Annotated in this window: 16 protein-coding genes; 8 read left to right on the forward strand and 8 right to left on the reverse strand. The window is 72.5% G+C overall.

The window, feature by feature from the left end; genetic code table 11:
• Window positions 1-11: 11 nt before the first annotated feature.
• The 3 genes from LP52_RS09545 to LP52_RS09555 all read right to left on the reverse strand — a co-directional run bounded on the left by LP52_RS09545 (window position 12) and on the right by LP52_RS09555 (window position 1,334).
• Window positions 12-269 (reverse strand): helix-turn-helix domain-containing protein, encoded by a 258-nt coding sequence (locus tag LP52_RS09545; protein WP_040272549.1) that lies wholly within the window; start codon window positions 267-269, stop codon window positions 12-14.
• The gene (locus LP52_RS09550; protein WP_040272550.1) at window positions 269-766 is read right to left on the reverse strand and encodes a DUF2975 domain-containing protein; all 498 of its coding nucleotides are present in this window, start codon (window positions 764-766) and stop codon (window positions 269-271) included. Before LP52_RS09550 ends, LP52_RS09545 begins: the two co-directional genes overlap by 1 nt.
• A gap of 82 nt (window positions 767-848) precedes the next feature.
• Window positions 849-1,334, reverse strand: a complete 486-nt coding sequence (locus LP52_RS09555; RefSeq protein ID WP_040272551.1) for an Lrp/AsnC family transcriptional regulator — start codon at window positions 1,332-1,334, stop codon at window positions 849-851.
• A gap of 100 nt (window positions 1,335-1,434) precedes the next feature.
• Between LP52_RS09555 and LP52_RS26410 the strand changes: the two genes are divergently transcribed.
• Entirely contained in the window at window positions 1,435-2,058 is a 624-nt protein-coding gene (locus LP52_RS26410) for a LysE family translocator (protein ID WP_040272552.1), read from the forward strand.
• Between the two features lie 88 nt (window positions 2,059-2,146).
• Here the strand turns inward: LP52_RS26410 and aztD are convergent, their stop codons facing one another.
• The 4 genes from aztD to aztB form a co-directional block, all read right to left on the reverse strand.
• Window positions 2,147-3,334 carry a zinc metallochaperone AztD gene (gene aztD / locus LP52_RS09565; RefSeq protein WP_052809653.1) on the reverse strand — a complete coding sequence of 396 codons (1,188 nt, stop codon included), beginning with the start codon at window positions 3,332-3,334 and terminating at the stop codon, window positions 2,147-2,149.
• An 87-nt stretch (window positions 3,335-3,421) separates the two neighbouring features.
• The gene (gene aztC / locus LP52_RS09570; RefSeq protein ID WP_052809660.1) at window positions 3,422-4,372 is read right to left on the reverse strand and encodes a zinc ABC transporter substrate-binding protein AztC; all 951 of its coding nucleotides are present in this window, start codon (window positions 4,370-4,372) and stop codon (window positions 3,422-3,424) included.
• 5 nt (window positions 4,373-4,377) lie between these two features.
• Window positions 4,378-5,562 carry a PQQ-binding-like beta-propeller repeat protein gene (locus LP52_RS09575; RefSeq protein WP_052809654.1) on the reverse strand — a complete coding sequence of 395 codons (1,185 nt, stop codon included), beginning with the start codon at window positions 5,560-5,562 and terminating at the stop codon, window positions 4,378-4,380.
• The gene (gene aztB, locus LP52_RS09580) at window positions 5,559-6,485 is read right to left on the reverse strand and encodes a zinc ABC transporter permease AztB (RefSeq protein ID WP_052809655.1); all 927 of its coding nucleotides are present in this window, start codon (window positions 6,483-6,485) and stop codon (window positions 5,559-5,561) included. Before aztB ends, LP52_RS09575 begins: the two co-directional genes overlap by 4 nt.
• Window positions 6,486-6,535: 50 nt before the next feature.
• Here aztB and aztA point away from each other — a divergent pair, with 50 nt between their 5' ends.
• The 6 genes from aztA (at window position 6,536) to LP52_RS09610 (ending at window position 11,780) form a co-directional block, all read left to right on the forward strand.
• Window positions 6,536-7,228, forward strand: coding sequence for a zinc ABC transporter ATP-binding protein AztA (gene aztA / locus LP52_RS09585; RefSeq protein WP_040272553.1), 693 nt, complete (start codon window positions 6,536-6,538; stop codon window positions 7,226-7,228).
• Window positions 7,229-8,014: 786 nt separating this feature from the next.
• A complete protein-coding gene (locus LP52_RS25740) occupies window positions 8,015-9,085 on the forward strand; it encodes a sensor histidine kinase (RefSeq protein WP_052809656.1) in 1,071 nt (356 codons plus the stop codon).
• On the forward strand, window positions 9,082-9,525 hold the full coding sequence (locus LP52_RS09595) for a roadblock/LC7 domain-containing protein (RefSeq protein ID WP_040272554.1): 444 nt from the start codon (window positions 9,082-9,084) through the stop codon (window positions 9,523-9,525). Before LP52_RS25740 ends, LP52_RS09595 begins: the two co-directional genes overlap by 4 nt.
• A gap of 31 nt (window positions 9,526-9,556) precedes the next feature.
• The gene (locus LP52_RS09600; protein ID WP_040272555.1) at window positions 9,557-9,901 is read left to right on the forward strand and encodes a DUF742 domain-containing protein; all 345 of its coding nucleotides are present in this window, start codon (window positions 9,557-9,559) and stop codon (window positions 9,899-9,901) included.
• Window positions 9,879-10,499, forward strand: a complete 621-nt coding sequence (locus tag LP52_RS09605) for a GTP-binding protein (protein ID WP_193789973.1) — start codon at window positions 9,879-9,881, stop codon at window positions 10,497-10,499. The genes LP52_RS09600 and LP52_RS09605 overlap by 23 nt, the downstream gene beginning before the upstream one ends.
• A gap of 39 nt (window positions 10,500-10,538) precedes the next feature.
• Window positions 10,539-11,780, forward strand: a complete 1,242-nt coding sequence (locus tag LP52_RS09610; protein WP_040272556.1) for a styrene monooxygenase/indole monooxygenase family protein — start codon at window positions 10,539-10,541, stop codon at window positions 11,778-11,780.
• A 229-nt stretch (window positions 11,781-12,009) separates the two neighbouring features.
• Here LP52_RS09610 and LP52_RS09615 read toward each other — a convergent pair whose 3' ends face one another.
• Complete coding sequence (locus LP52_RS09615; RefSeq protein WP_040272615.1) at window positions 12,010-12,495, reverse strand: nitroreductase/quinone reductase family protein; 486 nt, start codon at window positions 12,493-12,495, stop codon at window positions 12,010-12,012.
• A gap of 93 nt (window positions 12,496-12,588) precedes the next feature.
• Here LP52_RS09615 and LP52_RS09620 point away from each other — a divergent pair, with 93 nt between their 5' ends.
• Complete coding sequence (locus tag LP52_RS09620; RefSeq protein ID WP_040272558.1) at window positions 12,589-13,287, forward strand: TetR/AcrR family transcriptional regulator C-terminal domain-containing protein; 699 nt, start codon at window positions 12,589-12,591, stop codon at window positions 13,285-13,287.
• Window positions 13,288-13,301: the final 14 nt, after the last annotated feature.

Here is a 13,301-nt window from a genome sequence, read left to right on the forward strand (position 1 = left end):
AGGTGCCGCCCTCACGCGTCGGCGGCCTCGGCCGCGTCCGCGGGTCGCGTGCTGTCCTCGGCGGCCTCGGCCTCCCAGCGCAGCAGATCGCCGGGCTGGCAGTCGAGCACCTCGCAGAGCGCGGCCAGCGTCGCGAAGCGCACCGCCTTGGCCCTGCCGTTCTTGAGGACCGCCAGGTTCGCCGGAGTGATTCCGACGCGCTCGGCCAGCTCGCCCACGGACATCTTCCGCTTGGCCAGCATCACGTCGACGTCGACGACGATCGGCATCAGATCACCTCGTCGAGCTCGGCCCGCATCCGCGCCGCCTCGACGTCGCGTGCGATGGCCTGGGCGAGCAGCATCCGCAGCACGAGCACGATGAGGGCGACGCCCAGGACCGCTACGGAGGCCCCGCACAGCAGCAGGACGACGCCCGGGGCCACGGCCTCGCCGGGCGCCAGCAGGACCGCGAGCGCGAAGACCAGCAGTGCGGCCGCCACGATCGCGCCGATCACGACGTGCACGTACCGGAAAGCGGCGTGGGAGAACACCGTTCCGCGCCGGACCATGGTCACCAACCGCCACACGCAGACCAGGAGGACCTGGACCGCGACGATCCCCAGGAACACGATCACGAGCAGCGGGGTACGCAGGTGCGCGACCTGCGGGTCGAGCCCTTCCAGGTCGGCCGCCAGCAGCGGCACCATCACCGCCTGCACGAACACCGACCCGGCGAGCAGCACCCCGAGCACAGCGCGCAACGCGAGCACTGTCAGCCTTCCCATCGCCCCTCCTTCAATCGAAGCACGATAGGAATCTATCGATATTCGATAGCCATGGCAAACGCGCGGTCGCGGCGGGCTGCGATCAGCCGGAGTCCGCCGCCGGGGGCAACAGGGGCCGGCCCGCCCAGTGCTGGAAGATCAGGTTGGTCCGCACCCGTGTGACCTCTTCACGGGCGGTGAACGCATCCAGCACGAGCCGCTGCAGCGCATGGGCGTCCTCGGTGGCGACGTGGACCATGAAATCGTCGGCGCCCGTGAGGTGCCACAGGCCGCGCGTCTCCGGCTGCGAGAGCACATGCTCGACGAACGGGTCGACCAGGGCGCTGCGGTGCGGCTGGACGCGGATGTAGAGGAAGGCCTGCAGCGGCCGCCCCAGCTTGGCCGGATCGACTTCGACCCCGTAGCCGGTGATGACACCGCCCTCCCGCAGGCGGTTGACGCGGTCCAGGCACGTCGAGGGCGCCACACCGACCTTGGCGGCGAGTTCCTTGTTGAGCAGCCGTGCGTTGTTCTGCAGAGCGGCGAGAATCCGGAGATCGACCGGATCGAGTTCGGCGGTTTCGACCATGCACCGAAGTATAGGCGAATCTGTTGCCTGTACCTCGAATGGAGAACGAGAATAAGGCCGTATCCTCGTTCTCTGTTCGCTCCTGTGTATTGGTCAGGCGATGGTTTCCCACCTGCCCGTCTTCCTCACGACCCTGATCCTGATGCTGGCCGTGCCGGGCCCGGACTTCGTGCTCGTCACCCGCAGCGCCGTCTCCGGCGGGGCCCGCAGCGCCCTGTTCACCGTCGCGGGAATCTGCGGCGGACTCGCGTTTCTGACGCTCATGGCGGCGGCGGGACTGGCGGGACTGGTCGCCGCCGCTCCCCTGCTGCCGACCGTGCTGCGCGTCGCAGGCGGCGGGTATCTCATCCTGCTCGGGACCGTCTTCGTCGTCTCGGCCTGGCGCAACCGCGCCGAGCCGCGCGCCGAATCCGCCGCGCCGCGTAAAGCCGGATCGGCACTGGCCCAGGGGTTCCTCAACAACGTGCTCAACCCCAAGGCGCTCATCTTCTACCTGACGTTCATGCCGCAGTTCCTCGTCGCCGGCGAACCGGTGTTCGCCCAGACCGTGGCGATGGGGGCCGTGGTCGTGGCCTGCGCAGCCGCGTGGTGGACCCTCTACATCGCCGCGATCGGGTCGTTGGGCCCGGTACTGCGGCGCCCCGCGGTGCGTTCGACCATCGACGCAGGAGCCGGCGCCGCCCTGTGCGCGCTGGGCATCGCCGCCCTCTGCGGCCTGTTGTGACCCCGGCCCCGCCGACCGCCGCCGGGCGGGCCGGCCGAAACGGCCGCCCCGCCGCGCCTCTGCGGTCCCGTGCCCGCCCGCTCAGCCGTCACACACCGGTGACCTCGTTGGACGCCTCGGGCAGCTCCGCTTCCTGCACGACCTCGCCCGAGGCGAGGTCGACGGCGTAGATCCGCTGCTCGCCGGGGTCGGTCACATAGGCGGTCCCGCCGCGGACGAACAGGGTGGGGCGGGGCTCCTGCCACTCCAGAGGTTCCCGCCACCGGCCGATGACCGGGAAGGAGTCGGTTGCCTCGGCGGTCTGCGGGTCGATCACGTGGATCGCGCCGTCGGTCCCCAGCACCAGCCCCTCGCCGTCGGGGCCGCGCCCCAGGGACCGGAAGCTGTAGCTGGTGCCCAGCTCCACCAGGCGCAGTCCGGCCTCCTCGGTGTCGAGGATCGAGATCCGCTCGGGGCGCTCCAGCTCGGCGTCGGGGTCGGTCTTGTAGTCGCCCAGCACGTAAGGCGACGCCTCGTGCCCGGCCTGGTTGCCGATGCGCCCGTAGTCGTCGGGGCTGTCGATCTTGGCGAGGTCACCGCCGGAGTAGACCAGCGCCCCGTCCTCGCAGCCCACGAGCACGGCCTCGTCGGCGGCGGTCGCCTCGCCGTGCACGCCGGGGCACTCCTCGCTGCGGGCGATCTCCTGTCTGTCGGCGTCGAGCACGTGGATGCCGGGGCGCTCCTCCTCGTCGCCGAGGGTCACCACCATCTCGCCGTTCTCCAGCACCGCGGCGACGCCGTGGTGGGGGTGCGCGGTGGTGTGGGTCTCGGTCTCGGGCAGGCCGCCCCGGCTCAGCTCGCCGGGGTCGAAGACGGTGATCCCGCCGGTTCCGTCGGAGAACAGCACCGTCTTTCCCGCGTGGTGCACGACGTGGCCGGGTTCGGGCGCCTCGAACTCGTCGTCGGTGAGTTCGGCGCCCGCGGCGTCGAGGACGCGGAATCCGGTGGAGGTCGACACCAGCACGTGGCGCCCGTCGCCTGCGGGGTTGAGCCGGGTGAAGCCCTCCAGCGGGATGTCCTCGACGACGTCGAGCGTGCGGCCGTCGATGACGAGGAGTCCGCCGTCGTAGGTGGCGACGAGCGCGTCGGCGACCTCGGCGCCGCCTGGGGACTCGCCGCCGGCCGGGTCCTCGCCGGCCGCTGAGCCGCACGCCGTGGCGGTGAGGCTCAGCGCCGCGAGGACGGACAGCGCGGACCGTTCACGGCGCGGGCGGGATCGGTGGGGGTTGGTGCGCATACGTGCCTTCCGTTTCCGTCGAGTGGAGCCGGGTGGGGGGCGGAGCCGCCGGGGCGGTCCTCGGGGGCGGACGGGTCGCCGGGGCGCTCATCCGGTGAGGCCCTCGGCGATGGCGTCGGTGTTGTGCCGGGTCATCTCCAGGTAGGTGGCGCCTCCCCCGCCCTTCGCGGTCAGGGACTCGGAGAACAGCGCCACGACCGCGACGTCGACGCCGGCCTCGTCGGCCATCACCCGGGCGAGGCGGTCGGGCTGGGAGGAGTCGGCGAAGATCGCCGGAACCCCGGCCTCGCGCACGGTGTCGGCGAGGGACTTCAGATCCGCGCTGCTGGGCGAGGCCAGCGTGGTGCCGCTGGGCACGACCGCGCCGACGACCTCGAAGCCGTAGCGCCGGGCGAGGTAGCCGAAGACGTGGTGGTTGGTGACCAGCTTGCGCCGCTCCCGGGGGATGTCGGCGAAGCGTTGCCGGGCGTGCTCGTGCAGCCGGTCGACGTGGGCGCGGTAGTCCTCGGCGTTGGCGCGCACCGCCGCGGCGTCGGCGCCGCCGACCTCGTCGATCACGGTTTCGGCGATGAGGTCCGCGGCCTCGCCCGCGCGTACCGGGTCGGTCCAGAAGTGCGGGTCGGGCTGTCCGGCGGTGTCGCCTCGGGTGAACTCGATCGGCTCGACTCCCTCGGCGACCGCCAGAGCGGGGGTGCCGACGTCCTCGGCGGCCGCGACGTTGCGCAGTACCCCTTCCTCCAGGCCGAGGCCGTTGTAGACGATCAGCTCGGCGTCGTGGAGTCCCGCCGCCTGCTGGGCGGAGACGCCGAAGGAGTGCGGGTCGGCGTTGGGCTGCATGAGGACGGTGACCTCGGCCTGGTCGCCGACGACGTTGCGGGTGATGTCGCCGAGGATGTTGGTGGTCACGACGATGCCGGAGCGCTCCGCGCCGAAGGCCGCGCATCCGGACACGGCGGGGGTGAGCGCGAGCAGCAGCGCCGGCAGGACGACCGCAGCGCGGCTCAGGGGGCGCGGCCGGGATCGGGGGTCCGTCGGCATCGCGCTCACCACCCCGTCTCCACCATGACGTCGGGGCTGAAGCCGAGTTCGAAGGTGCGGGCCAGGCGCAGGTCGTCGTTGTAGTCGATCTCGTAGACCGCGTCGGCCGCGGGATCGTTGACATAGGCGCGGCCGGTGTCGATGCGGATGACCGGCTCGGGCGCGCCGCGCGCGCCGGCCCCCTCCATGAGGCGCCTCTGGGCGGTCTGCTCGCCCGATTCGGGGTCATAGGCGCGCAGCCGCCCGTCCTCGCCCAGGACCAGCACCGGCAGGTCCTCGCCGGCGGCGCTGACCGCGGCGGCCGGTCCGGTCTCCAGCAGGGTCCACTCCCCGGCCCCGGCGTCGAGTACCCACACGCCCTCGTCGCCTGCCCTGCCCGCGAGCACCGGCGCGCCGGGGCGGTGGTGGAACGCGGCGACCGGGTCGGCGCCGCCGTCGGGGTAGGCGATCGTGCGTGCGTCCAGGGAGTCGCCCTCGCCGGTGACCAGCAGGGCTCCGTTCGAGCAGCCGATGACGGCTCCGCGCCGGGTCAGGGCCTGGCCGCGGGGGTCGGGGCACCGTGCGTCGAGGGTGCCGACGGGGGCGCCCTCGCGGTCGAGGACGCGCACGGCGCCGCCGGCGTCGGCCGCCACCAACCGCTCGCCGCGGGGCAGGAGCGCTCCGCCGCCGTGGATGGCGACGGCGCGGGCGATGTCGCCGTCCTCCAGGGCGGCGCGGTCGAGGATCCCGGCGCCGGCGTCCGAGGCGAGCGCGGTGACCGCCGTGTCACCGGCGGCCCGCAGGCCGCCGCCCGCCTCGACCTCGCCGAGGATCGCCGGCTCGGCGCGGTAGTAGTGCGCGTGATCGCCGTGGTCGACGGCCCAGGTGCCGCTGTCCAGGACCGTCACCGTGTCGCCGGCGCCGAGGTAGGCGAACCGGCCGTCGGTCGCGGCCTCCTGGATGCCGGGTGCGGTGCCGAGGCCGGTCACCTCCTCGGTCGCGGGGTCGATCAGGTGCAGGGAGCCGTCGCCGGTGTCGGCCGCGACCAGGCGCCACTGCGGTTGGGCGGTCTCCTGGGCACCGTCGACGTGGCCGTGCGGTCGGGCCTCGGCATCCTCGGAGGGCGGTGGGCCGCCGGTGCCGCAGCCGGCGGCCAGCAACCCCCCTGCGGCCCATGCCAGGGCCGTTCGTGTTCTGCTGGCGAACATCATCGTGTGAACTCGTGCTCCTGTTCGGGTTCCGGGGCGGATCGGGGGGACGCGGTTTCGGGGGACGGCTCGGGTCCGGCGCGCGACTGGGAGCGCGCGGCGGTGCCGGGGCGCAGGTCGCGCACGCGGGCGGCGACGGCGGAGAGGAAGAAGAGGGCCACCGCGATCGCCGCGATCGTCGCGCCGGCCGCGGTGCCCAGGTGCCAGGAGGCGAGCAGGCCGGCGAAGGTCGCGGTCGAGCCGAGCACCGCCGAGCCGAGCATGATCACCGGGATGCGCCGCGCCCACAGCGCCATCGCCGCCGGGGGCGCGATGAGCAGGCCGAAGACGAGCAGGGTCCCCACGACGTGGAAGGAGGCGACGATCGCGAGGGTGATCAGACCGAGCATCGCGGTGTGGGCCAGGCGCGGGTGCAGCCCCAGGGTGCGGGCCTTGCGGGGGTCGAAGGCCAGGGCGACGAAGGCGCGGTGGCCCAGCAGGGCGACGATCGCGGCCGCGCCGGCCGACAGGGCGAGGACCGCGAGGTCGCCAGTGCGCACGGCCAGGACGTCGCCGAAGAGGAAACCGGTGAGGTCGACCGCGAAGGACTGCGCGTAGGACACGATGATCACGCCGAGCGCGAGCATTCCGACGAACAGCAGCCCGATGCCGGTGTCCTGGGACAGGCGGGACCAGCGGGTCACGGCGGCGACTCCCAGTGCCATCGCGATCGCGCTGGCCGCCGCGCCCAGGAACAGGCTTCCGCCCAGCAGCGAGGCCAACGCCACCCCGGGCAGCATCCCGTGCGACATCGCGTCGCCGAGGAACGCCATGCCGCGCAGTACCACCCAGGTCCCCGCCAGCGCGCAGGCGCCGGAGACCAGGACCCCGGCCCACAGCGCCCGTGCGACGAAGGCCACGGCGAACGGTTCGGTCAACCAATCCATGGGGATGACCGTACAATGAAAATGATTATCATTGTCAATGTGGAGGTGAAGTGGTGCGCAGCACACACGCCGCCGTGGCACTGCACGGGGTCAGCGCCGCCTACGGCCCCACGACGGTCCTGCACGAGGTCTGCGCCCGGATTCCGGCGCGCAGTGTGACGGCGCTGCTGGGCGCCAACGGCTCGGGCAAGTCCACGCTTCTGGGCGTCCTCGCAGGAGTGCACTCCCCCGCCTCGGGTACCGTCGAGCGCTTCCACGACGCGCGCCCGGCTCTGGTCGTTCAGCACAGCGCCGTATCCGACGCCCTGCCCGTGACCGTGCGCGACACCGTCGCCATGGGCCGCTGGGCGCACCGGGGGCCGTGGCGGCGGCTCACCGCCCGCGACCGGGAGGTCGTCGCGGTCTGCATGGAGCGCCTGGGCATCGCCGGACTGTCCGCCCGCCCGCTGGGCTCCCTCTCCGGCGGCCAGCGCCAGCGCACCCTCCTCGCCCAAGGACTGGCCCAGCGCTCGGATCTCCTGCTGCTGGACGAGCCCGCCACCGGCCTGGACGCCGCGACTCGGCAGGAGATCCCCGAGATCCTGGAGGAACTGCACGCACAGGGCGTCACCGTCGTCCACGCCACGCACGACCCCCAGGCCGCGCGCCGGGCCCACCACCGCCTTCGCCTGACCGGCGGTCGCCTCGTCGGCGAGGACCTCTCGGACCGCCCCGCCGCGCCGGGGCCGGAAGCGCTCGCGTAGGGACCCGGCCGAGGCCGCATCGCGTGCGGCGCGCCGGCCGGCTGCGGCCCGCGGAGGACGGAGCGGGGCGTGCCGCCGCTGGGTTTCGGGCACGGAACGCGGGTCCGCGTGGTTCGGGCGGCGGTGCGGGGCGACGGTCGGCCGCCGCCTCCCGGCCGCGCTCACCGCGCATTCTTCGGTGCCGGAAACGACGGCTCCGGATTCGGCGGCACGCTCAGGCGCGTGGTGAATCCCCAGGTGGAAACCGGAACCGCACGAATCCGAAGGAGGACGGAAGATCGTCGCGGCCGGCGACTCGATATCGGGCAATCGGGATATTGCACGATCTATTCTTCTTCGGTCGCATAGATCCACAATCGCGACACTGCAGCTTCTCGTGCGCGCCGAGTTGTGGAACCCTTGCCGAGCACGGAGCAACGGCCCCTCCCCGCCTCGCTGCGATCTCGGCCCATGCCGGTAGCGGAGCGCGCGAGCGCCGGTGCCTCCACTTCCCGAACTCCGACCGGAAACGGAATCCGCCACCGATACGCCGCCGAGTTCCGCAATGGAATCGTCCCATCCTCCCCTGGGAAAACGATCATGATCAGGTTGCTCAGGCGCCGCCGCGACGCCGCGCCCGCGCCTCCCGCCCCGGCGAACCCCGGTTCCGCCGCGGCGCCCGCCCCTCCACCGCCCCCCGCCGCGGCACCGACCGCCGGGCATTCCGCGCCGCAGCCCGCGCCGCAGCCCGCACCCGCTCAGGCGGGAGGGGCCGCCCCCGATCCGACCGCTCCCCTCACCGGGCTCATGGACCGGTTCGCCATGCAGGTGCTGGTCCTGGCCGAACAGCAGCGCCACGAGGTCGACCGGCTGGAGCAGGACGAGGACGATCCGGAGCGCCTCAAGCGGCTCTACGAGGTGGACCACGCCCTGACCATGATCCGGCGCACCGCTCGCGAGCTGCGTGTACTGGTCGACAGCGACGAGAGCGAGACCGGCGGCGACGCCACGTCGCTGCTGGACGTCGTCCGCATGGCGGCCTCCTCCATCGAGTCCTATTCGCGAGTGCGCATCGCCAGCGTGGCCGAGCTGGCGGTGCCCTCCTACGCAGCCGACGACGTGGCCTCGATGGTCGCCCCGCTCCTCGACAACGCCGCGCGCTACTCGCCCGGCACCGTCGACGTCGGCGTCCACCCCACGGAGAGCGGCGGCGTGATCGTACGCATCTCCGACTCCGGGATCGGTCTCGGCGAGGCCCATGTGCGTGCTCTCAACGCGACGATGAGCGGCGGCGTCCCTCCGCTGGACTCGCACGCGGCCCGGCACACCGGCTTTCCCGTCGTGCACCGGCTGGCGCACCGCCACGGCGCCTCGGTCACCTTCAGCAGCCGCCCCGCGTCCGACTCCGCACGGCCGTCGGGCACCACGGCGGTGCTGTCCCTGCCCGCGCACCTGGTCTGCGATCCGCCGGCGAGCGCCCCGGCCGTGGGCGAGATGGCCGGCGAAGGGCGGCCGCAGGCCGAGCGCCCGGCACCCGCAGCGGCCGACGCCGCGGCCCGGCCGCCCCACCTGAGCCTGGCGCCCGGCCCCATCGGTCCGGACAGCGCTCCGCCGCCCGAACCCGCCCCGCCCCAGCGGCCCACCGCCGGCGGCCTCCCGCGCCGCGAGCGCAAAAGCCTGCGCCGCGACGACGATCGCGGCTCGCTGCGCCCCCCGGGCGGCGAGAGCGCGTCCAGCGGGACCGGCGGCGCAGGCGGCGACGGCGGCGCGTCGTTCGCCGACGACCTCAGCGCCTTCTCGGCCGGCGCGTCCGCCACCGGCCACGACACCACACCGCCCGCAGGCGGGCACACCGACGACGAGGAGGAGGGGCGATGAACGGTGGCACCGCCCAGCCGCGCAATCCCCAGGAGTTCGGCTGGCTGCTCGACGACTTCACCGCGCAGACCCCCGGGGTCTCGCATGCGCTGATCGTCTCCTCCGACGGCCTGCCGCTGATCACCTCCGGCGACATACCCGCCGACACGGCCGATCCCATGGCGGCCATGATCAGCGGACTCATCAGCCTCGGCACCAACATCGCCCACCAGGTGGGCGAGCCCGGGTGCGACCAGGTGATGCTGAAGTTCCCGGCCGGGCATTTCCTGTTCATGGGCATCGGCAGCCTGGCAGGGCTGGCCGTCCTCGTCCGCGACGGGGCGAACCTGGGCGTCGTCGCCCACCGCATGACCCAGCTCGTCCAGAGCGTCGGCCACGTCTTGACCCCCCAGATGCGCGACGACCTGCGCGGACTGTCCATGAGCCGGGGCGCGTCGTGAGTCCGGCTCCAACCACAGCGAAAGAGCCACTATGACGGTCAATCCATGGGTGCGCCCCTATGTTCTGACCGGCGGACGCACCCGCACGCGACACCGCCTGTTCGTCCACACCCTGATCGCGGTGCCCGACTACGATCCCGGTTATTCGCAGCGGCTGCCGCCCGAGGCCCGCGCCCTGTACGAGCGCGCGCGCTCGGCGGTGCAGTCGGTCGCCGAGCTGTCGGCGCACTGCGGGGTGTCACTGGGGGTCACACGTGTGCTCATCGGCGACATGGCCGCCCGAGAGCGGCTGATCGTCAACCCCGACGCCTACTCCTCCCCCTACGACCCCCGGTTGCTGAAGAGAGTCATCGATGGGCTTTACGAACTCGCCTGACCGGACGCCGCAGCTGGCCTCGGCCAAGATCGTCGTCGCCGGCGGATTCGGCACCGGGAAGACCACCATGGTCGGTGCTGTGTCGGAGATCCCGCCGGTCAACACCGAGGCATGGCTGACCCAGGCCTCCCGCACCGTCGATCCCGAGACCGGCGGAGACGGGAAGATGACGACGACCGTCGCGATGGACTTCGGCCGCATCACCATGTCCGAGGACCTCGTGCTGTACCTCTTCGGCACTCCCGGACAGGCACGCTTCTGGCCGATGTGGGACGACCTGTGCCGCGGCGCCAGCGCGGCCGTCGTCCTCGTCGACACCCGCCGGCTGGACGTGTCCTTCGCCGCGGTCAACTACTTCGAGAACGACTCCGACGTCCCCTTCATCGTCGCCGTGAACCTCTTCGACGGCGAGCAGAGCCACGACCCGGCCGATGTGCGCGATGCGCTCCAGCTCTCCCCCGACGTGCCGATGGTGGCCTGCGACGCGCGGGACCGGCGGTCGGTGGTGGAGACGCTCACGGCCTCGCTGACCCACACGATGCGCCGCACCGCTCCCCCGCGGCAGGGCCGGGCCGAGGACCGGCGCGCCGTGCATTAGTCCACACCAGCCGTATCCAGGGAACCAAGAGAGGCGGCAATGCGCAGAATCCTCATCGTCGGCGCCGGACAGGCCGGACTCCAACTCGCGTTGAGCCTGCAGAACGCGGGCTACGAGGTCACCGTCATGTCGGCGCGGACCCCCGAGGAGATCCGCAGCGGTCGTGTCATGTCGACCCAGTGCATGTTCTATCCGGCCCTGGACGTCGAGCGCCGGCACGGCCTCAACCTGTGGGAGGACCAGGCTCCGCGGATCGTCGCCCAGCGCGTGACCGTATCGGACCCGCCCGGCGACATCGCGTTCGGCTTCGTCGGCCGCTGGGACTCCTACGCGCAGTCGGTCGACCAGCGGGTGAAGATGGCGGGCTGGCTGGAGCTGTTCGAGAAGCGCGGCGGCGAGGTCGTCTACCACGGCGCCATGACCTCCGAGCTGGAGGGGCTGACGGCGCTCTACGACCTGACCGTCATCGCCGCGGGCAAGGGCGACCTGGTCGACGTCTTCGAGCGCGACGCCTCCCGCTCCCCCTACGACACACTGCAGCGCAAGCTCTCCTGCATCTACGTGCGCGGCATGACGCCGCGGCCCGACTACCCCGAGCACCACGTGCGCATTGCCGCGTTCCCCGGCATCGGCGAGCTGTTCTTCATGCCGGGCATGACCACCACGGGCCACGCCGACATCCTGCTGTGGGAGGCGGTTCCCGGCGGGCCGTTGGACTGCTGGGACGACCGCCCCGGCCCCGAGGCGCACCTCGAACGCACCCTGGAGCTGATGCGGCGCTACGTTCCCTGGGAGTACGAGCGCGCCGTGGACGCCCAGCCCACCGACGAGCGCAGCACCCTCGTCGGCGGCTACGCTCCGGTGGTACGCCAGCCGGTCGGGCGGCTCTCGGCCACCTCCCACGTGTTGGGCATGGCCGACGTCGTCGTCGCCAACGACCCGGTGACCGGCCAAGGGGCGAACAACGCCGCGCACTGCGCCGACATCTACCACCGGGCCATCCTGGAGCGCGGCGACCGGCCCTTCGACCCGCAGTGGATGCAGCAGACCTTCGAGGCCTACTGGTCCTACGCGCGCCACGTCACCGACTTCACCAACATGATGCTGGGCCCGCTGCCGGACCACGTCCAGCGCGTCCTGGCCACCGCGGCCCGTAACGACACGGTCGCCTACCGGTTCGCCAAGGGCTACACCGACCCCACCGACTTCCAGCACTGGTTCATGGACGCCGACAGCACCGACGCCTACCTCACCTCGGTAGCCGGCGACACCGCCTCCTGAGCCGCGCTCACCGGCCCGACCGCCCGCCGCCTATCGCGCGGTTTCCACCGCCCCCGGGCGCCACAGCGGTGAAATCCGCGCGATAGATCAAGGCGAAGGCAGGGCTCAGGTTTTCACCCGCGTTCGGAGATTGAACGAACCACGGGCGGTCGTACCGTGCGCGGATTCGCCGATTCCCGGAAGCGCCGAGCTCCGGAACTCGGGTCATGGGCGGTATCGGATTCCTGTTTTACGGTTCGCCGCCGGCAGCCGCCCTTGCAGGCGGGGCCGTTACGCGGAACACGGGGAACCGGTGGGCCACGTGTGCGAACTCCGCCAGCGGCGCGTCCGGGCCGACGGGCAGGTGCGCTCGGGCGTTGGGCGCCCGCCGCAGATAGGCCTTCAGCACCGGCGCGCGGTGCTCCGCTGCGATCTCTTCGAGGAGCACCTCCTCGCGGCGGCCGTGGCGCAGCACCGCGGCGCCGCCGGCCGCTCGGACGTTGCGCACCCAGTTCGATCCTTCGCCCAGCATCGACACCAGGTGGCGCTCGCCGTCCACCGCGGCCATCACCAGCGGCGTCGTGGCGGTCCTGCCCGTGCGCCTGCCGGCGACCTCCAGTACGACCAGGCGGTCCGGGGCGATTCCCCGCGCGTAGAGCGCGGCGGTCCACCCGTCGATCGCGCGCGCCGCGCGGTTGGGGCGCCCGCCCCGGTAGAACCATCTCTTCAGGCTCATGTCCATCGTCCTGTCCACGCCCTCCCTAAGAACACCGTACATGTACTTAGTACAATTCGAACGCTAGACTGTACGCTGTACGATCGTCAATCGATGGCTCAGCGCAAGCGCACAGACGCAGCGGACCGGACGGCGCTCACACCTCGGGCGGTGGCCGAGGGAGCGCTCGCGCTCGCCGATTCGGCGGGTTTGGAGGCGGTGACGATCCGCCGGCTGGCGCAGGAGCTCGGGGTCACCCCCATGGCGCTGTACTGGCACTTCCGCAGCAAAGGCGAACTGCTGGACGGCATGGTCGACCGGCTCTACGAGAAGATCGACCCGGCGGTGGCCTCCTCCGAGGCGTGGCAGCGGCAGCTGCGAACGCTGCTGGAGGCGATGGTCGCGGTGCTGCGCGACCACCCCGCCGCCGCTCCCCTGCTCGCTACGCGCAGCACCGCCTCCGAGAGCAGCCTGCGCACGATCGAGGCCATGCTCGCCGTCCTCCGGTACGCGGGCTTCTCACCGGCCGAAGCGACCCAGATCGCCCGACACGCGCTGAGCACCGTCACCGACCTCGTCGTCCGAGTGCGCGCAGGCGCGGCGCCGGAAGCACCCGACGACACCGCGGACGAGCGCAGGCGCGCCCGGGCCTTCCTGGAGTCGCTGCCGCCCGCGCGCTATCCGCACCTCGTCGAGGCGGCCGCCCCCCTGAGCGCGTGCGAGGACCCGGATTCCTCCTACGACTTCGGCCTCGACCTGCTCATGGCGGGCGTCGAGGCGATGGCCGCGCGCCCCCGGAGCCACGGCGGCTGAGTGCCGTGGCGGGC

The organism is Streptomonospora alba (assembly GCF_000826685.1).
GTDB classification, from domain to species: Bacteria; Actinomycetota; Actinomycetes; order Streptosporangiales; family Streptosporangiaceae; genus Streptomonospora; species Streptomonospora alba.

Excerpts from the sequence above, each read along its gene's own strand:
- LP52_RS09545 (WP_040272549.1), bottom strand. The coding sequence starts at position 269 with ATGCCGATCGTCGTCGACGTCGACGTGATGCTGGCCAAGCGGAAGATG.
- LP52_RS09550 (WP_040272550.1), bottom strand. The coding sequence starts at position 766 with ATGGGAAGGCTGACAGTGCTCGCGTTGCGCGCTGTGCTCGGGGTGCTG.
- LP52_RS09555 (WP_040272551.1), bottom strand. The coding sequence starts at position 1,334 with ATGGTCGAAACCGCCGAACTCGATCCGGTCGATCTCCGGATTCTCGCC.
- LP52_RS26410 (WP_040272552.1), top strand. The coding sequence starts at position 1,435 with ATGGTTTCCCACCTGCCCGTCTTCCTCACGACCCTGATCCTGATGCTG.
- aztD (WP_052809653.1), bottom strand. The coding sequence starts at position 3,334 with ATGCGCACCAACCCCCACCGATCCCGCCCGCGCCGTGAACGGTCCGCG.
- aztC (WP_052809660.1), bottom strand. The coding sequence starts at position 4,372 with ATGCCGACGGACCCCCGATCCCGGCCGCGCCCCCTGAGCCGCGCTGCG.
- LP52_RS09575 (WP_052809654.1), bottom strand. The coding sequence starts at position 5,562 with ATGATGTTCGCCAGCAGAACACGAACGGCCCTGGCATGGGCCGCAGGG.
- aztB (WP_052809655.1), bottom strand. The coding sequence starts at position 6,485 with ATGGATTGGTTGACCGAACCGTTCGCCGTGGCCTTCGTCGCACGGGCG.
- LP52_RS25740 (WP_052809656.1), top strand. The coding sequence starts at position 8,015 with ATGGACCGGTTCGCCATGCAGGTGCTGGTCCTGGCCGAACAGCAGCGC.
- LP52_RS09595 (WP_040272554.1), top strand. The coding sequence starts at position 9,082 with ATGAACGGTGGCACCGCCCAGCCGCGCAATCCCCAGGAGTTCGGCTGG.
- LP52_RS09600 (WP_040272555.1), top strand. The coding sequence starts at position 9,557 with ATGACGGTCAATCCATGGGTGCGCCCCTATGTTCTGACCGGCGGACGC.
- LP52_RS09605 (WP_193789973.1), top strand. The coding sequence starts at position 9,879 with ATGGGCTTTACGAACTCGCCTGACCGGACGCCGCAGCTGGCCTCGGCC.
- LP52_RS09610 (WP_040272556.1), top strand. The coding sequence starts at position 10,539 with ATGCGCAGAATCCTCATCGTCGGCGCCGGACAGGCCGGACTCCAACTC.
- LP52_RS09615 (WP_040272615.1), bottom strand. The coding sequence starts at position 12,495 with ATGAGCCTGAAGAGATGGTTCTACCGGGGCGGGCGCCCCAACCGCGCG.
- LP52_RS09620 (WP_040272558.1), top strand. The coding sequence starts at position 12,589 with ATGGCTCAGCGCAAGCGCACAGACGCAGCGGACCGGACGGCGCTCACA.